The following is a 25,207-nucleotide window of genomic DNA, read 5'->3' on the forward strand; positions in this document are numbered from 1 at the left end:
CAACGGAAAACCGCCAATTGCGAGTCGTTAGCAATTGGCTCAGGGCCTTCAGCCGCGTCCCAGTGCCTCGTCCTGACTGCCGCCGAAGAGATCGACCGAGCCATAGCCGGGTTCGCCGAGGGTTTCCTTGACGACCGACTTCTCTTTCGGTTTCAGCCGCCTCGGCGTGCGGCCGGTGAAGTGACGTATTTCCTTGATCATGTGAGCCTGATCGTAAAACGCCTCGCGGATTTCGGCTTCCAGTCCAGGCGCAAGCTCCGGCAGCGATAGCAACGTAGCCGCGCGGATCGCGCGGTAGCGCCGAATCAGTCTCACGGGAGGCTGGCCGAAAAAGCGCAAAACCAAACGCTGCACCTGACGCTCCGAATAGGGCAGCGCTTCGTAAAGCGTCGCGACCTCCGGCTTGAGGGACGACGACAGCCATAGGAGTGTGCGATCAATCACCTGCCTGTGGCGAACCGGTATCGGGGAAATCCCGTCCCGCACAATCGAAGCGAGCTCTTCCAGCGCCTCACGCTGCGAAAGTGCACCGGCGCCTATGCGCGGAGAGATCGCAAGAAGGCGCTCGGCAAGTGGTTTGGAAAGAACCTCCTCGACGGGCAGGGCGCAATCCCTGAATTTATCCACGGAGAGGCCCGTTAGTGCAGCCCAGCCGCGGAAATTGAGCGACACACCGAGCATGACGGTATCCGGCTGGATTTCGAACCTGTGCGCCCGGGTTAACGGACATTGGAAAAAAGCAGAGCGGGCATGGGCCAGACCGCCGCCAGCGAAGAACATTTTCCCGCCGCCCTGCAACAATACCACCAGCTGCCCGGAGTACGCAGGCATCATATCTTCGACCACGGCTCCACCAGAGCGCAGAATGTAGAGAGAATTCAGATAGGGCGCGATATCGGTGGGCGATTCCACCCACTCGAACGCATAATCTGCCGCGCCCGTGTCCCCCTCGGCCATACTGTCCGCCCCGTCAGCGCAAAGATCAGCTTGCAGACCGGTTTTGCGCGATCCAGCTATCGACGTTCTCTTCCATGATCGAGAGCGGTACGGGTCCGCTGGTGAGAATGACATCGTGGAAGGCGCGGATGTCGAAATCTTCGCCCAGTTGCTCCCGGGCGCGTCCGCGCAGCTCCATGATCTTCAACTTGCCGATCATGTAGGCGGTCGCCTGTCCCGGATAGACGACGTAACGCTCGATGGCCTTCCGGATATCGCCATCGGGATTTGGCGTGTTCTCGGTGAGATAGGCAATCGCCTCTTCCCTGCTCCAGCGCTTGTGGTGGATGCCGGTGTCGACCACCAACCTGGCCGCGCGCCACAGCTCCATGCCAAGCCGTCCGAAATCGGAGTAGGGATCGGTATAGAAGCCCATGTCCTTGCCCAGTTCCTCGGAATAAAGGCCCCAACCTTCACTATAGGCCGTAACTCCGCCGAAACGCCGGAAGGGTGGCACATCCCCCAGCTGGGTCTGGATCGAAAGCTGGAGGTGATGGCCAGGAAGCCCTTCGTGATATGCGAGAGCCTCCAGCTCGTTCTTCGACATGTCGTTCAGATTGTAGAGGTTCACATAATAGGTGCCGGGCCGCGAGCCATCGGGTGCGGGACGTTGGTAGAACGCCTTGCCCGCACTCTTCTCGCGAAATGCCTCGACCGGCTTGATGACCAGCGGATCTGTGGGAAGCGTGTTGAAATATTCGGGCAGTCTCGCTTCCATCGCATCCAGCTTCGCTTCCGCATCGGCCAGATAGGCTTCGCGGCTATCATAATAGAAGCGGTCGTCGCTGCGGGTATACTGGAAGAAATCCTGCAGATCGCCTTCGAAGCCGACCTGCTGCATGATCGCCCGCATTTCGCCGTGGATCCGCTCGATCTCGCGCAGCCCGATATTGTGAATTTCGTCGGCGGTCAGGTCGGTGGTGGTGTAGTTTGCCAACAGCGCTTCGTAATAGGCTGCGCCCTCGGGAAAACGCCAGATGCCGTCATCGGTCGGCGCGATAGCCTGTTGGCGCTTCATTTCCGCCAGCAATCGCTCATATGCCGGCCTGGCGCTGGAAGCCCATGCGCTTTCGGCCGTCTCGATCATTGTCGCGCTGCCATCGAGTTCGGCGACCTTTCCTCGGAAATCCTCGAGAATTGCGTTGTCGTTACCTGCTGCCAGCAGGTTCTCGATGTCCGAAATCACGTAGGGATAGACCCAGTCGGGCGGCATGATGCCGGCATCGGCATGCTCGCGCGATTGTGCAAGCAGCGTATCGAGTGCGGGGCCCATGCCTTCGATCCGGCTGATATAGGCTTCGGCATCGGATGTATCTGTTACGCGGTGAATATTGATGAGAAACGCCGGAAGCTGGCTTTGCGCACCGTTCATCTGGTCGAAGATGTAGTCATAGTCGCGGAAGGGAAACCTTGCTGCGCTGCGCTCCGCCATGGCGGCGAACAGACGGTAGCTCAGCGCGTCTTCGGCCGAGAGAGCAGAAAGATCGAAGTCGCTGCGCATCTTCGCTGCAGTCGATTGCAGCAATTCCTCCTCGCGCACTTCGGCGGCCTCGGAAAAATCGCCCCATTCCCCGTAATCCTCATCCCGGATTCCGCGATAGGCTTTGCTCAGGGGCGACAGCTCGAGCGAGGCGCGGTCGTATTCCTCGAACAGCCCGGCGAGACGTTCTTTTTCCGATTGCGAGCGTTCCGGCGCCTGGGCGTTTTCCGCGGGCATGGGTTGGGTTGTCGCACAGGCCGACAAGGCCAGTGCCGATATGCCCGAAGCGAAAAACTTGCTGAAAAGCCGCATTTTTACCCTCTCGTGATGTCGCTGGAGTACGTCCAAGCATGTCGGGGTCTACCAGTAAACAGTATAAATACGACAAGGATGGAGAGCCCTGCGATATTAGACAAAAAAGGGCGGCCCACAGGGAGCCGCCCTCTATAGGTGAGAACTCGTTGCATTACTGCTTCGAGCCCTTCGGGTCGCAGGAATCGTGATAGCGGTTCTCTGTTTCAAATGATTGTATCCACGCGACATGGTCGTGCCGGAGAAGCCACTTTGGCGGAATTTTACAATAGAGTCCCGCCGCAGGACAATGGGTATACTCGACACGGTCCTGCACCTCGGTCATAGGCCGCGCAATGCTGTTCGATCTCCTTCGCCCCGCGGTGTTTGCCCTCGATCCGGAACATGCGCACCGGCTGACGCTGGCGGCCCTCAAGATGGCTCCTTTGGGGCCGATTGCGGAAGCAGGTCCGCTGGAAACCGAAGTGGCGGGCATCCGGTTCCCCAATCCGCTGGGCATGGCCGCCGGTTTCGATAAGGATGGCGAGGTCCCTGACAAGCTCCTCGCCCTGGGCTTCGGTTTCGCCGAGGTGGGTTCGATCACCCCGCGGCCGCAGGCGGGCAATCCCAAGCCACGTCTTTTCCGGCTGGTCGAGGACAGGGCAGTCATCAACCGCATGGGTTTCAACAATGGCGGCGCCGAAGCAGCAGCACAAAGGCTTGCGCAGAGGAAACAGCGCGCCGGTGTCCTCGGCATCAACATAGGCGCGAACAAGGACAGTACCGACCGCATCGCCGATTATGCCGAGATGACCCGGATCATGGCGCCGCTGGCCACTTACCTCGCGGTGAACATTTCCAGCCCGAACACACCGGGGCTTAGGGCGTTGCAGGACGAAAGTGCGTTGATCAGCCTGCTCGATGCGGTGTTCGATGCGCGGGGACCAGGGGGTCCGCCCGTGTTTCTCAAGGTTGCTCCTGATCTGGAACCGGCCGACATCGACGCCATCGCAAGGATTGCAATCGACAAGCAACTAGGCGCGCTGATCGTTTCGAATACCACCATTTCCAGACCCGCCCTTGCCTCTCCCCATGCGGGCGAAGCAGGCGGTTTGTCTGGAGCGCCATTGCACGATCTCGCACTGCAGCGCCTACGGGATTTTCGCAAGGCAACCGGGGGAGCAATACCGCTCGTCGGCGTCGGCGGTATCGCCACTGCGGAGCAGACCTGGGCGCGCATCAGGGCCGGTGCCAGCCTCGTCCAGCTTTACAGCGCAATGGTCTACGAAGGTCCGGGCCTGCCGCGAAAGATTATACACGGCCTAGAACACCTGATGCTGCGTGACGGCTTTTCCTCGATTGCAGAGGCGGTTGGAAGCGAATAGCGTCGCGCGTGATGTTACGGACACTGCCCCTTGCGATCGCCGCGCTTGCGATTTCCGCCTGCGCCACCGCCCCTCTCCAGCCCGAAGCGAAGGCCTTCGTCGGCCAGGTCAGTGCTGCCGACCCGCGCGCGCAAGCTGCCGGAGAGGAAATTCTTCGGCAGGGAGGGAGCGCCACAGATGCGGCGATCGCGGTGATGCTGGCGCTGACCGTGGTGGAACCGCAGAGTTCGGGCATCGGCGGGGGCGGGTTCCTCGTCCGGGGCGAGGCCGATGGCGATGTCATCACCTATGACGGGCGTGAAACCGCACCGGACGGCGCAACACCGGACTGGTTCCTCGATGGAGAAGGCAAGGTTCCGCCCTTCATGGATTCCGTTCTGAGCGGGCTGAGTGTAGGCGTGCCGGGTAATATCGCACTCGCGGCAAAGGCTCATGAGGCGCATGGCAGGCTCGCCTGGGCCGAGCTGTTTGTGCCCGCCATACGCCTTGCGCGGGGAGGGTTCCGCATCAATCCGAGACTGAACAACTCGCTATCCACCGCAAAGAATCGCGCCGCTTTCAGCGAAAGTGGCCGCGCGCTGTTTTTCGATGCTTCGGGCGAACCGTACCCTGTAGGCACGTTGATACGAAACGAGGACCTGGCCCGCACGCTCGAGACCATCGCAAAGCAAGGGCCGGAAAGTTTCTACTCGGGAGATCTGGCGCGAGAACTGGCTGCTACTGTAGCCGCAGCAACGCCCCGGCCGGGTGCGATGACTTTGGATGACATCGGAGGGTACGAGGCCAGGCAGCGCGAAGCGGTGTGCACGCCCTATCGCGAGTACCGCATCTGCTCGATGGGTCCGCCCACTTCGGGAGGTGTGGCGGTGCAGCAGATGCTCGGCCAACTGGAACGCTTCGATCTCGCGGAAATGGGGATCGATAATCCCGTCACCTGGCACCTGTTCCTGGAATCGCAGCGTCTCGCCTATGCCGACCGCGAGATCTATCTTGCCGACAGCGATTTCGTCAGCGTGCCGGTTGAAGGATTGCTCGCCGAAGAATATCTGACGCAGCGCAGTGCCCTGATTTCACAAGATAATGCCATGGCCAATGTGGAGGCCGGGAATCCGCGAGGTGCGTTCCAGGCACTGGCCGATGGCGACGAGCCGGAGGAGAAGGGCACATCCCATCTCGCAGTAATCGATGGCGACAGGACAATGGTCAGCTATACTACGACCATCGAGGGCGCTTTCGGTTCTGGGCTGATGGTAGGCGGCTTCTATCTCAATAACGAGCTCACGGATTTCAGCCGCTCGCCAGAAGTCGGAGGGAAGCCCGTTGCCAACCGGGTGGAGGGTGGCAAGCGTCCTCGCAGTTCGATGTCACCGACCGTGGTCTACGACCCGCAAGGCGAGCCTTTCATGGTTGTCGGCGCCGCGGGCGGCAGCACCATTCCCGTACAAACCGCCCGCAGCATCATAGGTGCTATCGATTTCGGACTGGATGCGGAGGAAACGCTGGGCCTTCCTTTCGTGATGGCTTTCGGAAACCAGGTACTACTGGAAGAAGGTACATGGTTGGAAGCGTCTGCCGATGCCTTCCGCGCGCTCGGACATCGGGAATTGCAGATCCGCCCCGCTCCGCTCAAGGGCGGCGCCCTGCTGTACCGCGGCGGCGAATGGCAGAGCGCGCGCGATCCGCGGCTCGCCAGCCAGCTCGAAATGCCCTGAGGAGTCGAGAGCCTCTCTTGCCGTAGCGTCGGGGGGAGCTTAAGCATCCGCGCTCAGTTGGTCGCACAACAAAAGAATAATAATTTCGAGGAGCCTGCCGTGCTGTCGGATATCGATTCCGCCAACAACCTTGTCGAACTCTTCCTGAAACGCGCGGACGAGCGGCCCGATCGCGCCTTTCTCGGCGCCAAGCGCGACGGAGAATGGCAGACGATCACCTGGCGCGAAGCAGCCGATCAGGTCTGCCTGCTGGCGGAAAGCCTCCGTCGCCTCGGCCTGCAACCCGGCGACCGCGTATGCCTGGTATCGGAGAACCGGCCAGAGTGGTGCATATCGGACCTCGCCATCATGGCTGCTGGATGCATCACGGTACCCGCCTACGTTACGAATACCGAGCGTGACCACATTCACATCCTCGACAATTCGGGGGCGAAAGCGGTCATTGTTTCGGATCAGAAGCTTCTTGGCCCCTTACACGGAGCCTTGCAGGCCACCGGTATTGCCGAGCATGTGATCGGGATCGAGGATCTCCACCGCCAGCAGTCAGGCAGTTTCAGCTATTATGATTGGGCGAAAATGCTGGAAGGCGATCCGGCACAGGCACGCAAGGCGGTCGAAGAGCGCATTGCGAAGATCGGTCGCGGCGATACCGCCTGTATCATCTACACCAGCGGCACTGGCGGCGCACCGCGGGGCGTTATGCAGCACCACGGAGCGATCCTCTGCAATATCGCGGGCGCGGCGGAAATCCTGATTGAGGATTTCGGTATCGACGATGAGGAGCGCTTCCTCTCCTTCCTTCCCGCCAGCCATGCCTACGAACACACCGGCGGGCAATTCCTGCCGATCGGCGTGGGCGCGCAGATCTATTATTCCGAAGGCCTTGAAAAGCTGGCCAGCAATATCGAGGAAACTAAACCGACCATCATGGTCGTTGTCCCACGCCTGTTCGAGGTCTTGCGGGCACGCATCATGAAGCAGGTCATGAAGCAGGGCGGCCTGGCCGAAAAACTGATGATGACCGCGCTGGAGGTCGGCGAGCGGCGGGCAGAGGGGAAATCGAAATTCGGCGACGGGATCAAGGATGCGATCGTCGGCCGTCTTTTGAAACCCAAGATACGCCAGCGCTTCGGCGGACGCATCAAGGCCATGGTTTCAGGCGGCGCACCGCTCAATCCCGAAGTCGGCATTTTCTTCGAGGCGATGGGACTGACCATGCTGCAAGGCTATGGCCAGACCGAAGCCGGTCCGGTCGTGGCGTGCAATCGCCCAAGTGCCGGGATCGCCATGCATTCTGTCGGTCCCGCTATGCGCGGAGTGGAGGTCCGGATCGCGGAAGACGGCGAGATCCTGTGCCGCGGCGAACTGGTTATGCACGGTTACTGGCAGAACCAGGCTGAGACCGAACGGACGATCAAGGACGGCTGGCTCCATACCGGCGATATCGGCCATCTCGACGAGAAGAACCGCATCGTCATCACCGACCGCAAGAAGGACATGATCGTCAACGACAAGGGCGACAACATCGCCCCACAAAAGGTCGAAGGCATGCTTACGCTACAGCCCGAGATCGGTCAGGCAATGGTGGCCGGTGACAAGCGCCCCTATATCGTCGGCCTGATCGTGCCCGATGCCGAATGGGCACTCGAATGGGCGCGCGAAAACGGCAAGAAATTCGACATAGCCGCGCTGCAGAACGATCCCGAATTCCGCAGTGCTGTGCGAAAGGCAGTTGACCGGGTGAACAAAGATCTGTCGGTGATCGAGAAAGTGCGCCAGTTCACCTTTGCCGACGAAGGATTCACCATCGAGAACGAAGAAATGACCCCTTCGATGAAAATCCGCCGCCACAAGATCAAGGAACGCTATGGCGACCGGATAGAAGGGCTCTATCGGAACTAGCTCGACAGATCTTTTAGATCGGCCAAAGCGGACTCCAATTCCTTTCGTTCGTTGATAATCGCTTCGAGAAAAGCCACTGCTTCAATGGCGGAAATCGGGGTTTTGGTCGAGACGGCCACACCCTTTTTTACTTCGACAGTCTCATTCACCAACGACCAATCCTTCGCATCATTTCCCCTCACGGTAAAACAGCCGTGAGCGAGCGAGTTTCGCTGTTTCTCTCGTAGTGACCAATGGAGGAGACGAGCGGCAGCTTTCGCAGCTTTAGGATTTTTGCCGAAACTTTGTTTCAAGGCCGAAGCTAGATTGCGGGTCCGCTGAGCGGCGCTCTCGTGTAGTTTTGGCGGAGGGTTAGCATTAGAAATGCCATGTGAAGAGAATGCTTCAATTATCGCCCTCTCGACGCGAGCGAAGTTATCAAGACACTGGCCGCGCCAATGATTTACAGCTGAAATCGCCTCGGTGGAATTTGCCATCAATCAAGCAGCCACTTCCTCGATAAATTCGGGATAGAAGCTCGGCGCGCGGTCGCTCCACCCGGGAGCCGTCGCTGCGGCTTCGCTCAATGACTGCAGCAACATCTTGCGGCGTTCGGGGCGAATTTGCGGCAGAGCAGCGGCAGCGCAGAAGGCGCTGGGCAGCCATGGACGAGCATCGGGGCCAAGCAGACGTTCGTACAAGAAGCGGAAGGCCGAGAAACACTCGATTCGTTCCTGTGCGAGATCGAACGCAGCAACGCGGGTGATCTTGCCGATGAAGCTTTCGATGGCATCGAAGCCCGATTCATGCGGGATGGCACCACGCAGGGCCTTCAGTTCCTGATAGGCAACATACTGGCTACGGATCGCCGCGGTTTCGCCCTGGGTACGGCCCCAGATGCGAAAGGCATCGCAACGACTTAACCCGATATCGAGGCTGCGGCGGATATAGCGCTGCTCGGCAGCGGTGAAGCCGGCGAATTCGCGCATCTCGGCGATGGTCAGCGATGCAGCATTGGTAACAGCCATGATTCGACTCCCCTGTCGAATCGGAGTGTCGGCGAATATGGTTAATTTTTCGCTGCAAGGACGGAAGGGCTAGAGTTGAACGACGTCCTGCCATTCCTTGTGGCGCTGCGCCAGCGCGTTGAAGAAGGGGCAGAGTGGAATAATGGAAATGCCCTTCTGCCGCGCATCCCTTACCACAAATTCGGCAAGCCGCTGACCGATACCCTGGCCGCGCATAGTGTCGGGAACACCAGTATGATCGACGATGATTCGCGTAGGGCTGACCCGCGAGAATGTAATCTCCGCTTCATCATCGGTACCTTCCGGGCGGTAGAAATAGCGGCCCTTGCTATCCGTTTCCTCAAGTTCGATTTGCAAGTCCGTCATCCTTCCCCCGACCTTCAGATTAGTCCCGCGAGTGGCGAGCTCGGATCGGCATATTTGCGCCGGCCCATCCGGCCTGCGAGATAGGCTTCGCGCCCTGCCTCGACGGCGAGCTTCATGGCACGCGCCATGCGGATCGGGTCCTTGGCTTCGGCAATCGCGGTATTCATCAGGACCCCGTCGCAGCCCAGTTCCATAGCCACTGCCGCATCCGAGGCCGTGCCGACGCCCGCATCTACTAGCACAGGGACACTCGCCCCCTCCACGATAAGCCGGATCGTCACCTGGTTCTGGATACCGAGCCCGGAGCCGATCGGCGCCCCCAAGGGCATGACCGCCACCGCACCCGCTTCCTCTAGCTGCTTGGCAGCGATGGGATCGTCGACACAGTAAACCATCGGGTGAAAGCCCTCCTTGGCCAGCACCTCTGTCGCCTTCAACGTCTCGCGCATGTCGGGATAAAGCGTTTTCGCCTCGCCCAGCACCTCGAGCTTCACGAGGTCCCACCCCCCTGCTTCTCGCGCGAGGCGCAGTGTGCGGATGGCTTCGTCGGCCGTAAAGCAACCTGCGGTATTCGGGAGATAAGTGACCTTCTTCGGATCGATATAATCGGTCAGCATCGGCGCGTTCGGATCGCTCACATTGACCCGCCTGACAGCCACGGTGACGATTTCGGCCCCGCTGGCGTCGAGTGCAGCCGCATTCTGTTCGAAATCCTTGTACTTGCCTGTTCCGACGATCAGGCGGGAATGGAAGGTATGCCCCGCGACACTCCAGCTATCGTCCGCATGTCCACCGCCAACGAAGTGCACGATCTCAAGCACGTCGCCATCGGCAACCGTATGCTTGGAGAGTTCGCTGCGCGGCGCAATAGTGCCGTTATGCTCGACCGCGACCTTGGCGGGGTCGAGATCCAGTTCGCGCACGAGTTCGGCGATGGTGGAGGCGGCGGTGCGGCGGGTTTCGCCATTGACGGTCAGGCTTATCATAGCCCGCGTCACTTAGTCCCCGCAGCGCTCCTTGCAAGCCGCAGAGTGGCAGTGACGAAGGTTGAGGATGTGGCCGAGCGACACGAGGCCGACCCCGATGATCGTCAGCACTGCTTCCTTGTAGCCGTGCGGAACGGCGAGAGCGGCGCCCATAAAGGTCAGCCCGGTCATCGCAATGACGAAGGGCATGGCCATCCGGTGACGCAGCGCGCCCCACCCGATCGCGACGGCCGCGACCAGCGTTGCCACGACCAGACCCCAACGGTGAATATCAGGCGCGAGAAAGAGTTCGCCGCCGATACCAAGCCCCGAAACCAGCACAATACTGGCAAGGCAGTGCAGCGCACACAGACCGGACAGCCCGATGCCGATACGATCGAGCCGCTGCCGAATCGGATTGATGGCGCGTTGCAACATGTCATGGCAGATATGTGATAGTATTACCTGTTACAAGAGCCAGTTTCTATCGGGACGTATTTCGTCATTTGCCGGGTCGCTACGTCGATTGAGGCATTTGCACTTGCGAAAACCCGTCATCGAAGCGAACACGCCCGCCATGACCGATGCTACATCGCATGCCCGCCCCAGGCTACTTGCCAACTGGCTTTTCATCGTTGCCGCCCTGGTCGTGGCCATCGTCACGGTCGGCGGCATAACCCGCCTGACCGAAAGCGGGCTTTCCATTACCGAGTGGAAACCGCTTCTGGGGGCGTTGCCGCCGCTGAGCCAGGCTGACTGGCAGGCGGAATTCGAACTCTACCAGCGTATTCCGGAATATCAGCAGATCAACGGGCCGGCAGGCATGGATCTGGAAGCTTTCAAGTCAATCTACTGGTGGGAATGGATTCACCGCCAGTTAGGCCGTGTCATAGGGCTCGCACTGGCAATGCCGCTGATAATCTTCGCGATCCGCCGAATGATTCCCCAAGGTTATTTCTGGCGCCTGTTTGCGCTGGTGGCGCTGGTCGGTCTGCAGGGCAGTTTCGGTTGGTGGATGGTGGCCTCAGGTCTCGAAACGCGGACGGATGTGAGTCATTTCCGCTTGGCCATACATTTGTGTACTGCGCTGATATTGCTTGGCGGGCTTATCTGGACCGCACTGGATCTCAGGCGACTGGCTGCCGGACAGGCGAAGCCCGCCGGGCTGACTGCGCTGGCAGCATGGACCGGAGTGATACTTTTCGCCCAGCTACTCCTGGGGGCATGGGTCGCCGGGCTGAACGCCGGACTCGCTTCGGACAGCTGGCCGTTGATGCAGGGACGCTTGATACCTGAATTCGACCTTTCTCAGGGCCTGTTCTGGGCGGCAACGCATGATCCCTTCCTTATTCACTGGATGCACAGATGGTGGGCCTGGGTCGCAGTGGCAGCACTGATAATCATGGCCCGCAAGGTCAAAGCGCTGGATCGGCGTGTCTCGATTGCAATCCAGACGGCATTCGGACTCCAGATCCTGCTTGGCATCGCAACCGTGATGACCGGCGTGGATTTCCATCTGGCCGTATTGCACCAACTCGTTGGCGCACTTCTGGTGGCGGCTTATATATGGGGAGCCCATGTGCTGGGACGAGCCCGATGAGCGCGCTGATCTACTGCCCCTTTCCCGACACCCAGAGCGCCCGCAAGATCGGAGAGCAGTTGCTGGATGAAGGCCTGATCGGCTGCATCAATGTCGGCGGCCCGATCCAATCGCTTTTCATATGGGGCGGCGAGAAGGGTGAAGGCGAGGAATATCCCGCACTCTTGAAGACCGATGAAGATCTGCTGGAACTGGCAATTTCGCGTCTCGAGGAACTACATCCCTACGACGCGCCTGCTGTACTCGGCTGGCAATGTGTAGCGGGCAAGGCCGCTGAAAGTTGGCTTCGAAATCTTGGCGGCGGCGGTAATATCCGCCACTGATTTTGCCCTCTACGGGCTTGGGGTATTATTTTACCCCACGTGAGACCCGCGGATTAGCTTGACGAATCACGCATTGGGCGCCATTGGGCGCGCGCTTTGCAGATCCGTTTATGCGGGTCCGCCAGACAAAACGCATCCTGCAGGGTGCGACAAACTCGAGCAAACGGACATCAAGCCCATGAAGGCTCTCACGAAAGTGACCCAGTCGGCGAAGCCGGCCGAGGTCGAAAAGGAATGGCACATCATCGACGCCGAGAATCTCGTCGTCGGTCGCCTCGCCGCGATCATCGCCAACATCCTGCGCGGCAAGCACAAGCCGAGCTACACTCCGCACGTCGATTGCGGTGATCACGTCATCGTCATCAATGCCGACAAGGTGAAATTCACCGGCAAGAAGATGACCGACAAAATCTATTACAAGCACACCGGCCATCCGGGCGGCATCAAGGAAACCACTCCGGCCAAGGTGCTGGAAGGCCGTTTCCCCGAGCGCGTCCTCGAAAAGGCCGTTCAGCGCATGATCCCGCGTGGCCCGCTTGGCCGCGCGCAGATGAGGGCGCTCCACCTCTACAACGGCACCGAGCATCCGCATGACGGGCAAAAGCCCAAGACGCTCGACGTTGCTTCGATGAACCGCAAGAACAAGGCTGTTGCATAATGGCTGACGAAAACAAGAACGACACCGTCTCGGATCTCGCCGATCTGAAGGATATCGCTTCCGACGCGCCGCAGGGCGATTCGGCTGACATCGCCGCCAAAGCCGACGTTCCCCTGCGCGAGCAGGAACTCGACGCACAGGGCCGCGCCTACGCCACCGGTCGCCGCAAGGACGCGACTGCCCGCGTATGGCTTGTCCCGGGCAGCGGCAAGATCACCGTCAACGGCAAGGACCAGGAAGTCTACTTCGCACGTCCGACCCTGCGCCTCGTGATCGACCAGCCCTTCGCCATTACGGACCGTCAGGGCCAGTACGACGTGGTCGCCACCGTAAAGGGCGGCGGTCTCTCGGGCCAGGCAGGTGCGGTCAAGCACGGCATTTCGCAGGCTCTCACGAAATACGAACCGGCGCTTCGTTCGACGGTCAAGGCTGCCGGGTTCCTGACCCGCGACAGCCGCGTGGTCGAGCGTAAGAAGTACGGCCGTGCGAAGGCACGCCGCAGCTTCCAGTTCTCGAAGCGTTAATTCGCCTCGATACAGATCGCAGGATCAGCAAGAAGGGCGGTTCCGCAAGGTGCCGCCCTTTTTCGTGTCCGGAAATCCGCCCTCCCGGGACTCGCTGCAAGCGTAGACAAGAGTCCCATCGCTTCCGCCAATATGCGCCGGAATTGTCGCAGCTAATGGTTGGGGTAGCGCAATTGCCCCCGGTTAATGCACGGGTGGATCAACCCGTGGCACCTGTCGGACCGGAGCGACGGGGTCGGCCGGTCCACGCGGAGGCATCGCATCCTCGGGTACGTCGTCTATCTGCATCGCACGAGTGTCGATGTCTTCGAGATTACGGACGCGAACAGTCAGCGTCTCTCCGTCCCAATCGATTTCGTTGAAGCTGGGCGGAGTGGAGCGGGTCCGCTTCGACAGCGTGCCAGCGCCGATCATGCGGACCGGACCATCAGTGGTGCTTTCCAGTATATCGAATGCATCGTGAACATGGCCGGACAGCACCGCAGCGACAGGGCGTTTCGCGAGGGCGCGGAGGGCCTTGTCACCGTTCTTCGTCAAGGCCGTTCCCTCCGTCCCGACTTCGCGCAGGGGATGGTGGACGGCCACCAATGCTTGCGTACCATCGGGCAGTGAATCGATGGCAGCAAGACATTTCTCGAGGGCCGCATCGGTCACCCAACCCTTGGACCAATTCAACCGCGGCTGGGCACGGACGGCTGTCTTGAGGGGCACAACCGCGAGGCTGCCGAGATCCAGTTCCTTTTCGACTTTCTCCGCCATTCCGCGGAACCGCTTGTAAGGCGAAAAAAAGCGCTCGATCGGATTGAAATAGGGCATATCGTGATTGCCCACTTCCACGGTGACAGGCGCGGTCAGCGAATTGATCCAGTGCGTTGCCGCTTTGAATTCGCGATGACGCGCACGCATGGTGAGGTCGCCCGTGATCGCGACTGCGTCCGGACGCTTTTCTTCGATTTCCTGTTTTACCCAATCGAGCGCACGATTGTTCTCGAGACCGAAATGGATATCGGAAAGGTGAAAAATGCGCCGCGCTTCAGAAGCCATGATGCGTCGCTAGCAGATCGACCTCGCAAGGGGCCACCGTGAACTTTGCCTTGGCGGGCAAGGTCGCCGGTTCACCGTCGATAAGTATCTGGAACGGGGATCCGTCGCAGGTTTCCAGGGTGATTTCATCCACCAGACCCAGCCGCGTATGAGGACCTTCCCGAAAGCTTCTGCGAAGCAGTGCAAAGCTTTGCTGCAGCAACTCGCCGGCTCCTTCCGCGTGAAATGCGTCGAGCTGGAGTCCACGGTGGCTGGGGGTGAACTCGATCAGGGGATAACCATCTTCGCGGCCGAGCGAAGGATCGCAGCAACGCACCATCGATCCCCCGATCGTTTCCGACCAGGCCTCGCTCGTTCCTTCGGCCATCGCCGGCAGATCGAAATCGCGCATGGCTTCGCGAACACTGACCCACGAGGTGCCCGGGCCGGCCAGCAAACCTGCCAGCGCGTCGCCAGCTTCGCAGCGAGCCACGAGCGGACGGACCGCACGCGAGGCACCCTTCGCCAAACGCTCGACAATCGTTTCGAGATCCGCATCCGGGCCGTGCAAACGCTTGCAAAGGAGATTCATCGTGCCACCCGGAAGAACGATGACTTCGCCAGCCCAACCGCCGAGATTCGTGATTGCCGCATTCAGTGAACCGTCCCCGGTGAAGATTGCCAACCGCCCGATCCCAGCGGCATCCAGATCATCGGCGCCCGGCAGTTCGTCATCGGGGAAGCGTATTTTCCGGTCGATCTCGAAGCCGTGCTGAAGGCAATGCCTCTCCAATGCTTCGATCGCCTCGTCACTATTGCTGCCGGATCGCGCATTCACGAGCAGCCAGATCGTTTGGTCGTTTAGCATGCTGCAGAAGCGCGCGCTCCCGCACGAGGTTCCCAAGGGTCAGACCCTTCCGGAAAGGATCAGCCAGCCAGTGCCGAAATTGAGCAGGCTGTAGATGCCGTAGGCGATCGCCATTCCCGGCCATCCGTTGCCAGTCAGAAGCATCGCCGCGAGCAGTATCACGAATTCGAACCACAGCGAAAAGCGACCTCCTCCAGACCTATAGAAGCCAGGCAGGGCGTCGAGCATGGGATGGCGGCTTTCCAGAACCGCCTTGTGAACGGCGAAATTGCCGATCCCCAAGAGAAACAAGGCGAAGAGCAGCATGCAGAATACATAGGGATGCCGTTCGCCGATTGCCAATCGCGCTTGGTCGAGCCGAACCGGTCTCGGTCCAGAAACTCACGACACCGGTCGACCGGGCAGTGCAATTACTGTTGTAACCGTTCAATACACAAACGCGGCGGACCTCGACAGTCCAGTCCCCCAAACCCCGAAGGGGTCCGCCGCAAACGAGGAGAAATTGCCATGAAAACGCTAATTGCAGCAATTGCTGCCGCCGGCATCGTCCTGCCCGCGAGCGCCCAGGAAGTTCACTTCGAAGTGACCTACCGCGATCTCGATCTTGCCAGCGCGAAGGGCCAAAAGGAACTCGATCGGAGGATCGACAGGGCCGCGAGAAAAGCCTGCGGTTTCGACACATTGACGACCGGAACACGGATCCGGTCGGGCGATAAGCAAGAATGCTACGTCGAAATGAAGACGAAGGCCAAGCAGCAGTTCGCCACTCTCATTGAACAGGAAGGCAAGGGCGGCTGACACCCGAGTCAGCCGTACCTGGCACCCCGACCGGATTGCAGTCCCCCGGTCGGGGTGTCTCTTGGCTTTTGGAGTCTAGCGGCCTGCCATTGCCTTGACCTTGGGCAGATAGGTCCGCCCGATCCGCAGCGCCTCTCCACCTTCCATCTCGGCAGACCAGACACCCAGACCATCGTGGCGAAGGCCCTTGATCCGATCCTTACGCAAGATCGTCGAACGGTGGATCCGGATGAACTTTTCCGGATCGAGCCGTTTCTCCAACCCCGCGATTGTCTGGAGTAGAAGATAACTCCGATCCTCGACATGCAGGCGGACGTAGTCGCGTTCCGCATCGATCCGCGACACTTCTTCGGTGTCGATCCGGATCAGCTCGCTACGATGGGGTATCCAGAGCTCTTCCAGCCATTTGCCGTCCTTCGCACTCCCTTCGCCGCGTCGCGCAATCGCGCGCTGTATGGCGCGCTCCAGCCGCTCGGGCTTCACGGGTTTGAGAACATAATCGACGGCATCGAGATCGAAGGCCTCGACTGCGTAATTGTCGTGGGCTGTGACGAAGACGACGGCGGGACGCGGCTCGTCTGCTTCCGCCAAGGCCCTTGCAACCGAAAGTCCGTCGACTTCCGGCATCGTCATATCCAGCAGGATGAGATCGGGCTGAAGCGCCTCCACGAGTCGCAATGCCTGCGCCCCATCGCTAGCCGTGCCGACCACGTTCAGGTCATCCATCTTGGCACAGATCACCTGCATACGCTCTACTGCGAGCGGCTCGTCGTCGACAATCAGCGTACGCAGTGTGTCGCCTGCTTCCTCAGCCATGTTTCACCATCGGTAGCCTGAGTTCGGTTTCGTATCCGTCAATTGTCTGGCCCGAAGAAATCGTCGCTTCGCGCCCGAACCGAGCTTCGAGCCGATCGCGAACGTTGGCAAGGCCAATTCCGAAACCGCCCGAATGCCCGCTTGGCAGACCGGGCCCATCATCGCTTACGCGGAGAACCAGCCGACCATATTCTTCGCGTGCGACGATACAGATCGTCACGGGGCGGTTGCTGGCCGAAACACCGTATTTGACCGAGTTTTCGACCAGCGGCTGCAGGATCATGCCCGGAACCTTCAGCTGACTCAGCTCGGGCGGAAGATCGACGCGGGTTCTGAGCCGCTCGGGAAACCGGACGGCTTCAATCTCGAGATAGTGTTCCTGCAGGTCGATTTCGTCTTCCAGGCTCACGTCACCAGTGGAATCGTCGGCCAGCGAATGCCGGTAGAAACGCGAGATCGACTGGATCATCTGTTCTGCCCGGTCTTCTTTGCCCGTAAGCACGAGAGCGGAGAGCGAATTGAGGGTATTGAACAGGAAGTGCGGGTTCACCTGGTAGCGCAGGCTTCTTAGTTCCGCTGCCTTTGCCGCGCTCCGAAATCTCTCGCCGCGACGTTCAGCAGCTCTGGCCCGCGCACCTGCCACCATTGCCAGATAGAGAGCGGCCCAAGCCAGAAGGAGAAAATAGCGGCTCAGAGCCAGATCGGTCAGCCTTCGCCAATAGTCTGCCGGAGTAGGTGCGGGCTCGATGACGATGGACCTGGGACCCGCCGATGCATCGCTTCCCGGCAATTCAGCGCCTGTCATCTGGCCGGGAATATCAAGCAGCAGGTTACCCGACTCATCGCGGCGGATGTTGAGGCCGCGCTCTTCGCCGATCTTTTTGCGCACCTGGTCTTCGATCGGCGCAAAGATCATCGTATTGATTTGGGCAATGGCAAGGGATGCGGGCAGGGCCGCAACGATGGCTACGGCCACCTTTACGGAAAGACTTCGATCGTCGAAGAAGCGCAGGAATTGCCAGAGGAGTACGGTTACTCCCCCGCCGGCAAGGGACACGATAACGCGGCGCCAGAGAAGTTCGTCCTGCAGTTCCAGTCCGACTACGGCACCCCGCGCGGTGATCAGCAGGAAATAAGCCACCCACAATCCGAAGATTGAGAAAAGCACGACCTTCGCCGCTACGCGCGGCGATTCCGGATTAATCTGGGGTTCACTGTCCAAAACAGGTAGCTTCTGCTCCCAGCCGAGACAAATGGCCAGCGCCGCCATCGACCGCGCTAGGACGTTGGTCGAGCCGAAATGCTATTCGGCGGGCTCGACCTCACCCGCTGCAATCCTTTCGCGCCAGCGGGCCGGAGCAAGCGTGTGGACATTGTTGCCCTGCGCATCGACGGCCACCGTGACCGGCATGTCCTGCACCTCGAATTCGTAAATTGCTTCCATGCCAAGATCTTCGAAAGCGACCACCTCGGCACCCTTGATCGCACGGCTGACGAGATAGGCAGCGCCGCCTGTCGCCATCAGATAGGCGACCTTGAAGCGGCTGATGACCTCCACCGCGTCATGTCCGCGTTCGGCCTTGCCGATCATCGCGAGCAATCCGAGATCGAGCATCATCTCGGTGAATTTGTCCATCCGCGTGGCGGTGGTGGGGCCCGCGGGGCCGACGACTTCGCCCATTACCGGATCGACGGGACCGACGTAATAGATTGCGCGGCCCTTGAATTCGACCGGCAGTTCCTCACCATTCTCAAGCATATCGTGGATGCGCTTGTGGGCTGCGTCGCGACCGGTCAGCATCTTGCCCGACAGCAGCAGGCGGTCACCATGCTCCCAGCTGGCGACCTGCTCGGGGGTGAGATTGTCCAGATCGACCTTCTTCGCAGCCGCGTCGGGCTGCCAGGTCACGTCGGGGTACTCCTCGAGCTTCGGGGGTTCGAGATAGGCCGGGCCCGAACCGTCGAGCGTGAAATGCGCATGGCGCGTCGCGGCACAGTTGGGGATCATCGCCACCGGCTTGCCCGCCGCGTGACAGGGCGCATCGAGAATCTTGACGTCGAGAACGGTCGATAGGCCCCCCAGGCCCTGAGCGCCGATGCCCTGCGCATTGACGGCGTCGAATATGTCGATGCGCAATTGCTCGAGGTCGGTCTGCGCGCCGCGTTGCTTGAGCTGGCCCATGTCGATCGGCTCCATCAGGCTCAGCTTGGCAAGCTTCATGCAATGTTCCGCCGTGCCGCCGATACCGATGCCGAGCATGCCCGGCGGACACCAGCCCGCACCCATCGAAGGAAGCTGTTCGACCACCCAGTCTACGATATTGTCCGACGGGTTCATCATCTTGAATTTCGACTTGTTTTCGCTGCCGCCGCCTTTGGCCGCGACATCGATGTCGATCGTATCGCCGGCCACCATTTCTACCGACAGGACGCAGGGCGTGTTATCGCGGGTGTTGCGGCGGGTGAAGGCCGGGTCGGCAAGGATCGAAGCGCGCAGCTTGTTGTCCGGGTGGTTGTAGGCCTGGCGCACGCCTTCATCGACCACTTCCTGCAGGCTGCGCTGCGTGTCGAGACGGCAGTTCATCCCCCATTTGACGAAAACATTGACGATGCCAGTGTCCTGGCAGATCGGACGGTGGCCTTCGGCGCACATGCGGCTGTTGGTGAGGATCTGCGCGATCGCGTCCTTGGCTGCCGGCCCCTGCTCCGCTTCATAGGCTTTTCCCAATGCGCGGATGTAATCCATCGGATGATAGTAGGATATGTACTGGAGAGCGTCCTTCACGCTCTCGATCAGGTCTTCTTCCTTGATGACGGTCATGTCGCTCATCGCCGCGCGTTCCCATGTTGCAGATTTGCGCTCCCCGATAGGCGGGTTTGCGGCCATCGGTCAAAGCGCTTGGAAGCAAAAGGTCTTGCGCCTAAGGCAACGGGGAGCTTGCAAAGCCGTGTTATAGATGTAATACAGCGTTCGGAATTGACATGACCATCACCAAGACACGCCCCGACTACACCGCCGCCCGCAAGGCGATGATCGACAGCCAGCTGCGCACCAGCGGCGTCAACGAAGCCTTCGTGCTCGATCGCATGGGCACCGTCCCCCGCGAGGATTTCGTGCCCGAAGGCGCGAAGGGCACGGCCTATATGGACCGCGCGATCCGGCTGGGCGAGGGTGGCTACCTTCCTGCGCCGCTGTTTCACGGTGCGATGCTGGCCGAAGCCCGCCCAACGGGCGAGGACAGGGTCCTCGTGATCGACGGCGGCAGCGGCTATCTGACCGCCCTGGTCGAACCGCTGGTAAAATCGGTGAAGACCGTGTCGCCCGCAGAAGCACTCAAGGTGAAGAAGGACGATTTTACCCTGGTGCTGGTCGACGGCGCGATCGAACAGATGCCGGCCAATTTGGCAAAATCGGTTGTCGAAGGCGGCCGGATAGTAACCGGGCTCGTCGAACGCGGCGTAACCCGTCTCGCCACCGGTCGGAAATCCGGGAATGCACTCGCGCTTCTTCCGCTCGCCGAAATGGGCGTGCCGCGGATGGGCGCTTTCGACAAACCGGAGAGCTGGAGTTTCTGAATGCACAAGGGAGGGGTCGTGAAACACCTGACAGTTTCGGGCAGTCTCATCGCGCTCGCCCTCGTTGCAGTTCCGGCATCGGCCGATACGCTGCAGGAAGCGCTGACCGACGCCTATTACAATAACCCGACACTGGAAGGGGCACGTGCCGGATTGCGCGCTACCGACGAGAACGTTCCGATCGAGCGTGCGTCGGGGCTGCCCTCTGCCGAAGCGAGCGCTTCGGTGACCGAATTCCTCAAGCAGCGGTCGACCAGTTTTTTCACGCCCGACCGCGCCCTTACAGCGGGAATCGACCTAAGCGTTCCCATCTATTCCGGCGGCGCGGTGAAGAATTCCGTGCGCGCCGCGAAAGAACGGGTGGAAGCTGGCCGGGCCGATCTTCGAGCCACCGAGAGCGCGGTTTTCACCCAGGTGGTGGCCGCGTATATGGATGTGCTTCGCGGGCAGGCTCTCGTATCCTTGTCGGCAAATCAGGTCGACGTGCTGTCGATCGATGTCGAAGCCACCAGCGACCGCTTCGAAATCGGCGATCTGACCCGTACCGACGTGGCCCAATCCGAGGCGCGCCTTGCCTTGGCGCAGGGCGATCTGCGCAGCGCACAGGCCAATCTGATCGCTGCGCGGGAAGATTATATTGCTCTGGTTGGCAAGGCTCCGACTGATTTGCAGGCACCGCCGCCGCTTCCCGGATTGCCGAGCGACGCCGCCACTGCCGTCGAAGTCGCCCTGGAGAACAATCCCGATCTCATCGCTGCACGTGAAAGTGCCGCGGCGGCGGGCTATGATATAGAGGTTGCAGGTTCCAGCCGCCTGCCCAGCGTGTCGGTTTTTGCCGGTTACGATTACGACAATTATCTCGGCAGCGTCGCGGATGGGCCGCTCGATCCTTCGGACCCCGGAAGCCCCGTCGTTTCCAGCGACCAGTCGGCCACCGCCGCTTCGGCAGGTGTTTCGCTGCGTATCCCGCTTTTCCAGGGCGGCCGTCCCGCAGCCTTGCAGCGGCAGGCGACCGCGCGGGCGACAGCCGCCCTCGAACAGGTCATTGCTGCCGAACGCGACGTGATCGCACAGGTCCGGTCCGCCTATTCGAGCTGGCAGGCGTCCCTCGCCATCATCGAAAGTTCACAAAGCGCAGTTTCCGCAGCGGAGCTGAGCCTGGAAGGCGTGCGGGCCGAAAATTCGATCGGAAACCGGACGATCCTGGACGTATTGAATGCGGAGCAGGAGCTACTGCAGAGCCGCGTCCAGTTGGTGACCGCGCGGCGCAATGCCTATGTGGCCGGCTTTTCTCTGCTTGCAGCCATGGGCCGGGCCGAAGCCCGGGACCTCGGCCTTGCCGATGAAGGCGTTCTCTACGATCCGATCGACAATTACGAGCGCGTGAGCGGGAGCATATGGGACTGGGATCGCGACCCGGCTCCGCAGGCAACGAGCACCAGCACAGTCGATGTCGAGGCACCCACCGCCGATATTCCCGAGATTGCCGAGCCGGAAGATACCCCTTAGCAATAAAGCAGGTCCCGATTCGGGATTGCGATAGAGCCAAGGGGTAGGGCGCAAGATGCAGAACCACGACGAACCGTCGGTCGAGGAAATCCTCGACTCTATCAAGAAGGTGATCGCGCGCGACAGCGTGACGCGCGCGGAGACGCCGCAACGCCGTCGCGGGCTGGTCGCGGGCGGCGCCGACTCGAACGGTCCGGATGAGGACGAAGACGTTCTCGAACTTGGTGCGGGGCTCGAAGAAGACCTGATCATCGAAGACAATGCCGGCCTCGATGCCATCTATGGCGAGGAACCCGGCGAGGATGAGGACGAAGGTCTGATCGCCGACGCCACGCGAAGTGCGATGCAGCAGAACTTCGCTGCGCTCACCATGCTCTCCAAGCCCGGCAAGCAACCCCAGATCGTGCGCCAGGGTGAGACTTCGCTCGAAGGGCTGGTGCGCGACATGCTGCGCCCCATGCTCGCCAAATGGCTGGACGAGAATCTGCCGGGCATGGTCGAAGACCTGGTCAAGGCAGAGATCGCCCGGATCGCCGGGAAGAAGCGCTAAACCCCTTACCTTGCGCACGGTTGCGCGCTACACCGCGCAGCCATGACAACACGCAACAGGGTCGCATTCCCGCTCGCCAGCGCATTTGCGCTTTTCGCCACGCCGCTCGCCGCGCAGGATGCGGCCAGGCCGATGCAGGCCGAAGACCTGGTGACCATGCCCCGCCTTGGCAGCCCGACCGTTTCGCCGGACGGGTCCATGGCAATCTATTCCGTCACCACGACGGACAGCGAAACCTACGAACGCTCCGGGCAGATGTACCTGCGTTCGCTCGTGAACCGGAATGCTGCACCGGTTGCGCTCGATCTCGAAGGAAGCAGCGCAAGCTTCGGCGGCGACGGGTGGCTCTACTATATGGCCGGCGGTGCTGGCGGCGACACGATGCAGGTCTGGCGCGCAAGGATCGGCGCAAACGGAACGGTAACGGCGAAGTCGCAGGTTACCGATGTTACCCGCGGAGTGAATGGATACAGCATTGCAGATAGCGGCGACAAGATCGCGATCTGGACGGATGTGGCACGCAGCTGCGCCGAATTGTCGTGCGACGATAGCGCCAAACCCTATCTTCCGGGCCCGGGTGACGGGCGCCTCTACGAAGGCGATGACGGCTTCTATCGCCATTGGGACACATGGGAAACGCCGGGAACCTATAGCCGCGTATTCACCGCCGATTTGGTAGACGGCATAGCCGAAGGTGATTTCACTCCAGCAGATGGACCACTGGGTGCAGGCGGACCGCAAGGGGATACGCCGACCATGCCTTTCGGCGGCGACGAAGATATAGCCTGGGCTCCAGACGGGTCGGGCCTGTATTTCGTGGCGCGCGAAGGCGGGGCCAGCGAACCCTATTCGACAAATCTCGACATCTGGTGGTCCGATCTTTCCGGTGCGGCTCCGACCAACCTTACCGCCGCCAATGAAGCGCTTGATGCGCTGCCGACCCCGTCGCCCGACGGCCAGTATCTCGCCTATGTCGCAATGGCGCGGCCTGGCTATGAAAGCGACCGGCAGGTGGTCATGCTGCGCGATCTGCAGAGCGGCGTCACCACCGCATTGACCGCCGATTTCGACCGCAGCTTCGGTTCGCTCGCATGGACGCCCGATTCGCGCTGGCTGGTCGCAACGGCGCAGGATGTTCTCGACACACCGGCCTATCGCATCGATCCGCGCAGCGGCGCCGTGGAAGAGCTCGACCTGATGGCGGGCAACGAAGCCCATATCGGCAATGTCACACCGCTGGCGGACGGAGACTTGCTGTTCACTCGCGATTCCATCGGCGCCCCGGCCGAGATGTTCCTGTCCAGCGATTGGGGCCAGGCGGAACCGCTTACGCAGGTAGCCAGCCCCACGGTGGGCAAGTTCGCACCGGTATCGGTCGAGCGGTTCAGCTTCTCCGGCGCAAATGGCGATACCGTATGGGGCCAGATCACCAAGCTGGAAGGGCAAACCGGCAAGATGCCGGCCATCCTTTACGTGCATGGCGGCCCCCAGGGCTCCTTCAACGACGGCTGGTCCAGCCGCTGGAATCCGCGCGTTCTCGCGAGCCAGGGCTATGCGGTGATTTCGGTCGATTTCCACGGCTCGACCGGATACGGGCAAGCCTTCACCGACAGCATCAATCGCGACTGGGGCGGAAAACCGCTCGAAGACCTGCAGCTGGGCCTTGCTGCGGCGCTCGAACGTGACGGCCAGATCGACGGCAGCCGTGCCTGCGCCATGGGGGCGAGCTACGGAGGCTATATGATGAACTGGATAGCAGGCAACTGGCCCGACCGGTTCGATTGCCTCGTGCAGCATGACGGCCTCTTCGACATGCGCAGCTTCTATTACACGACCGAAGAACTGTGGTTTCCCAAGTGGGATTTCGGCGGCAGCTATTCCGAAAACAGCGAACTCTACGAACGCTGGAACCCGGTGAACCATGTCGACAAGTGGAAGACCCCGATGCTCGTTGTTACCGGCCAGAAGGACTTCCGTGTGCCCTATAGCCAGGGTCTCGCCAGCTTCACTGCCCTGCAAGAGCGCCAGATCCCGAGCCAGCTGCTTGTCTTCCCGGAAGAAAATCACTGGGTGCTCGGCGCGAAGAACTCGCTGCAATGGCACAATACGGTCTTTGCCTGGCTCGACCGCTGGCTGAAACCGGATGAGTAAAAGAGGCCTCGCAAAGGCCGAAAACGCACTCGCCAAGATTGGCGGCGAGACGGTCGAGCGGCAAATCTTCCTCTGCGCGGTCAGCGAAAAACAGAAATGCTGTTCACGCGAAGACGGCAAGGCAGCCTGGAACTACCTCAAGAAACGGCTCAAGGAGCTGGGGCTCGTCGGACGGGGCGGAACCGTTCAGCGAACCAAGGCCGACTGCCTGCAAATCTGCGCGCACGGACCCATCGCGGTCGTTTGGCCGGAGAACGTCTGGTACCATTCCTGCACCGAGGAAGTGCTCGAAGCGATCATCCAGCGCCACCTTATCGGCGGCGTTCCGGTTGAAGAGTATCGCCTGCGGGGGGTGGACGAGGCCTAATCCTCGTCGATGGAATTGTCCGGCAGGCGGTTGTCGACCGCTTCGTCATGCCCCGTTCCCGAGGACAGGAATACCAGTCCCATCAGCGCCCCGGTCAGCAACATCGTGAAGCCGATGCCGAGCGCCGTGGCAATGTAGAAATGCACCGACACATCCTCGAACTTCCATAGCAACGCCATGGCGATTGCGACGAGTCCGACGGTCAGCAGGAACAGGAAGCGCATGATCCGGCGATAGCGCGCCCAGGCGAAGGCCGCCGCCTTCGGATCGTCGAGAGGTGATTTGTCTACCATGACCGATCTAATGGCGCGCCGGGGACAAGCTTTCAACGGGGCGTCTG

General features: G+C 60.7%; 27 protein-coding genes. 13 read left to right on the top strand and 14 right to left on the bottom strand.

Annotation, left to right across the window (positions count from 1 at the left end; translation table 11 throughout):
- Positions 1-48: 48 nt before the first annotated feature.
- Together K3180_RS02635 and K3180_RS02640 are read right to left on the bottom strand one after the other, a co-directional pair.
- Positions 49-957 (bottom strand): AraC family transcriptional regulator, encoded by a 909-nt coding sequence (locus K3180_RS02635; RefSeq protein ID WP_221538124.1) that lies wholly within the window; start codon positions 955-957, stop codon positions 49-51.
- Positions 958-982: 25 nt separating this feature from the next.
- Entirely contained in the window at positions 983-2,713 is a 1,731-nt protein-coding gene (locus K3180_RS02640) for a DUF885 domain-containing protein (protein WP_247710258.1), read from the bottom strand.
- 410 nt (positions 2,714-3,123) lie between these two features.
- Here K3180_RS02640 and K3180_RS02645 point away from each other — a divergent pair, with 410 nt between their 5' ends.
- From K3180_RS02645 to K3180_RS02655, 3 genes are all read left to right on the top strand, one after another.
- Positions 3,124-4,152, top strand: coding sequence for a quinone-dependent dihydroorotate dehydrogenase (locus K3180_RS02645; RefSeq protein WP_221538126.1), 1,029 nt, complete (start codon positions 3,124-3,126; stop codon positions 4,150-4,152).
- An 11-nt stretch (positions 4,153-4,163) separates the two neighbouring features.
- Positions 4,164-5,864 carry a gamma-glutamyltransferase gene (ggt, locus tag K3180_RS02650; RefSeq protein ID WP_221538127.1) on the top strand — a complete coding sequence of 567 codons (1,701 nt, stop codon included), beginning with the start codon at positions 4,164-4,166 and terminating at the stop codon, positions 5,862-5,864.
- A gap of 99 nt (positions 5,865-5,963) precedes the next feature.
- Entirely contained in the window at positions 5,964-7,766 is a 1,803-nt protein-coding gene (locus K3180_RS02655; protein WP_221538128.1) for an AMP-dependent synthetase/ligase, read from the top strand.
- Here K3180_RS02655 and K3180_RS02660 read toward each other — a convergent pair.
- The 5 genes from K3180_RS02660 to K3180_RS02680 all read right to left on the bottom strand — a co-directional run bounded on the left by K3180_RS02660 (position 7,763) and on the right by K3180_RS02680 (position 10,542).
- Complete coding sequence (locus tag K3180_RS02660; protein ID WP_221538129.1) at positions 7,763-8,242, bottom strand: hypothetical protein; 480 nt, start codon at positions 8,240-8,242, stop codon at positions 7,763-7,765. The two genes, K3180_RS02655 and K3180_RS02660, sit on opposite strands and share 4 nt — an antisense overlap.
- A 3-nt stretch (positions 8,243-8,245) precedes the next feature.
- Complete coding sequence (locus K3180_RS02665; RefSeq protein WP_221538130.1) at positions 8,246-8,773, bottom strand: hypothetical protein; 528 nt, start codon at positions 8,771-8,773, stop codon at positions 8,246-8,248.
- A 69-nt stretch (positions 8,774-8,842) separates the two neighbouring features.
- Positions 8,843-9,139, bottom strand: a complete 297-nt coding sequence (locus K3180_RS02670; protein ID WP_221538131.1) for a GNAT family N-acetyltransferase — start codon at positions 9,137-9,139, stop codon at positions 8,843-8,845.
- Positions 9,140-9,153: 14 nt separating this feature from the next.
- A complete protein-coding gene (thiS, locus tag K3180_RS02675) occupies positions 9,154-10,125 on the bottom strand; it encodes a sulfur carrier protein ThiS (RefSeq protein ID WP_221538132.1) in 972 nt (323 codons plus the stop codon).
- A 12-nt stretch (positions 10,126-10,137) separates the two neighbouring features.
- Positions 10,138-10,542, bottom strand: a complete 405-nt coding sequence (locus K3180_RS02680; protein WP_221538133.1) for a MerC domain-containing protein — start codon at positions 10,540-10,542, stop codon at positions 10,138-10,140.
- Positions 10,543-10,681: 139 nt separating this feature from the next.
- Here K3180_RS02680 and K3180_RS02685 point away from each other — a divergent pair, with 139 nt between their 5' ends.
- The 4 genes from K3180_RS02685 to rpsI all read left to right on the top strand — a co-directional run bounded on the left by K3180_RS02685 (position 10,682) and on the right by rpsI (position 13,209).
- Complete coding sequence (locus K3180_RS02685) at positions 10,682-11,704, top strand: COX15/CtaA family protein (RefSeq protein WP_221538134.1); 1,023 nt, start codon at positions 10,682-10,684, stop codon at positions 11,702-11,704.
- Positions 11,701-12,027, top strand: a complete 327-nt coding sequence (gene cutA / locus K3180_RS02690) for a divalent-cation tolerance protein CutA (RefSeq protein ID WP_221538135.1) — start codon at positions 11,701-11,703, stop codon at positions 12,025-12,027. Before K3180_RS02685 ends, cutA begins: the two co-directional genes overlap by 4 nt.
- Positions 12,028-12,205: 178 nt before the next feature.
- Entirely contained in the window at positions 12,206-12,685 is a 480-nt protein-coding gene (gene rplM, locus K3180_RS02695; protein WP_221538136.1) for a 50S ribosomal protein L13, read from the top strand.
- Positions 12,685-13,209, top strand: a complete 525-nt coding sequence (gene rpsI, locus K3180_RS02700) for a 30S ribosomal protein S9 (RefSeq protein ID WP_247710259.1) — start codon at positions 12,685-12,687, stop codon at positions 13,207-13,209. The genes rplM and rpsI overlap by 1 nt, the downstream gene beginning before the upstream one ends.
- 183 nt (positions 13,210-13,392) lie before the next feature.
- On the opposite strand, the gene K3180_RS02705 is transcribed toward rpsI, so the two are convergent.
- Genes K3180_RS02705 through K3180_RS02715 form a run of 3 tightly spaced genes read right to left on the bottom strand, consistent with a single transcriptional unit; the run spans position 13,393 to position 15,406 of the window.
- Positions 13,393-14,253, bottom strand: a complete 861-nt coding sequence (locus tag K3180_RS02705; protein WP_221538137.1) for a metallophosphoesterase family protein — start codon at positions 14,251-14,253, stop codon at positions 13,393-13,395.
- A complete protein-coding gene (locus tag K3180_RS02710; protein WP_221538138.1) occupies positions 14,243-15,100 on the bottom strand; it encodes a diacylglycerol/lipid kinase family protein in 858 nt (285 codons plus the stop codon). The genes K3180_RS02705 and K3180_RS02710 overlap by 11 nt, the downstream gene beginning before the upstream one ends.
- Positions 15,101-15,139: 39 nt before the next feature.
- Entirely contained in the window at positions 15,140-15,406 is a 267-nt protein-coding gene (locus K3180_RS02715; RefSeq protein WP_221538139.1) for a hypothetical protein, read from the bottom strand.
- Positions 15,407-15,607: 201 nt separating this feature from the next.
- On the opposite strand from K3180_RS02715, the gene K3180_RS02720 reads away from it, so the two are divergent.
- Positions 15,608-15,898, top strand: a complete 291-nt coding sequence (locus tag K3180_RS02720) for a UrcA family protein (RefSeq protein WP_221538140.1) — start codon at positions 15,608-15,610, stop codon at positions 15,896-15,898.
- A gap of 75 nt (positions 15,899-15,973) precedes the next feature.
- Here the strand turns inward: K3180_RS02720 and K3180_RS02725 are convergent, their stop codons facing one another.
- The 3 genes from K3180_RS02725 to K3180_RS02735 form a co-directional block, all read right to left on the bottom strand.
- On the bottom strand, positions 15,974-16,714 hold the full coding sequence (locus K3180_RS02725; RefSeq protein WP_221538141.1) for a LytR/AlgR family response regulator transcription factor: 741 nt from the start codon (positions 16,712-16,714) through the stop codon (positions 15,974-15,976).
- The gene (locus tag K3180_RS02730; protein WP_345719422.1) at positions 16,707-17,918 is read right to left on the bottom strand and encodes a sensor histidine kinase; all 1,212 of its coding nucleotides are present in this window, start codon (positions 17,916-17,918) and stop codon (positions 16,707-16,709) included. Before K3180_RS02730 ends, K3180_RS02725 begins: the two co-directional genes overlap by 8 nt.
- A 99-nt stretch (positions 17,919-18,017) precedes the next feature.
- The gene (locus K3180_RS02735; protein ID WP_221538390.1) at positions 18,018-19,535 is read right to left on the bottom strand and encodes a fumarate hydratase; all 1,518 of its coding nucleotides are present in this window, start codon (positions 19,533-19,535) and stop codon (positions 18,018-18,020) included.
- 161 nt (positions 19,536-19,696) lie between these two features.
- Here K3180_RS02735 and K3180_RS02740 point away from each other — a divergent pair, with 161 nt between their 5' ends.
- The 5 genes from K3180_RS02740 to K3180_RS02760 are packed head-to-tail and all read left to right on the top strand — an operon-like array spanning position 19,697 to position 24,867.
- Positions 19,697-20,290 carry a protein-L-isoaspartate O-methyltransferase family protein gene (locus K3180_RS02740; protein WP_221538143.1) on the top strand — a complete coding sequence of 198 codons (594 nt, stop codon included), beginning with the start codon at positions 19,697-19,699 and terminating at the stop codon, positions 20,288-20,290.
- Positions 20,291-20,308: 18 nt separating this feature from the next.
- Entirely contained in the window at positions 20,309-21,799 is a 1,491-nt protein-coding gene (locus K3180_RS02745) for a TolC family outer membrane protein (protein WP_345719419.1), read from the top strand.
- A 55-nt stretch (positions 21,800-21,854) separates the two neighbouring features.
- Positions 21,855-22,349 (top strand): DUF2497 domain-containing protein, encoded by a 495-nt coding sequence (locus tag K3180_RS02750; RefSeq protein WP_221538145.1) that lies wholly within the window; start codon positions 21,855-21,857, stop codon positions 22,347-22,349.
- A 42-nt stretch (positions 22,350-22,391) separates the two neighbouring features.
- A complete protein-coding gene (locus K3180_RS02755; protein WP_221538146.1) occupies positions 22,392-24,500 on the top strand; it encodes an alpha/beta hydrolase family protein in 2,109 nt (702 codons plus the stop codon).
- Entirely contained in the window at positions 24,493-24,867 is a 375-nt protein-coding gene (locus K3180_RS02760) for a (2Fe-2S) ferredoxin domain-containing protein (RefSeq protein WP_221538147.1), read from the top strand. The genes K3180_RS02755 and K3180_RS02760 overlap by 8 nt, the downstream gene beginning before the upstream one ends.
- Here K3180_RS02760 and K3180_RS02765 read toward each other — a convergent pair.
- Positions 24,864-25,160: a hypothetical protein gene (locus K3180_RS02765; RefSeq protein ID WP_221538148.1), complete on the bottom strand. Its 297-nt coding sequence runs from the start codon at positions 25,158-25,160 to the stop codon at positions 24,864-24,866. The two genes, K3180_RS02760 and K3180_RS02765, sit on opposite strands and share 4 nt — an antisense overlap.
- Positions 25,161-25,207 lie beyond the last annotated feature (47 nt).

The sequence above is a fragment of the Qipengyuania huizhouensis genome, from assembly GCF_019711635.1.
Classification (GTDB): domain Bacteria; phylum Pseudomonadota; class Alphaproteobacteria; order Sphingomonadales; family Sphingomonadaceae; genus Qipengyuania; species Qipengyuania huizhouensis.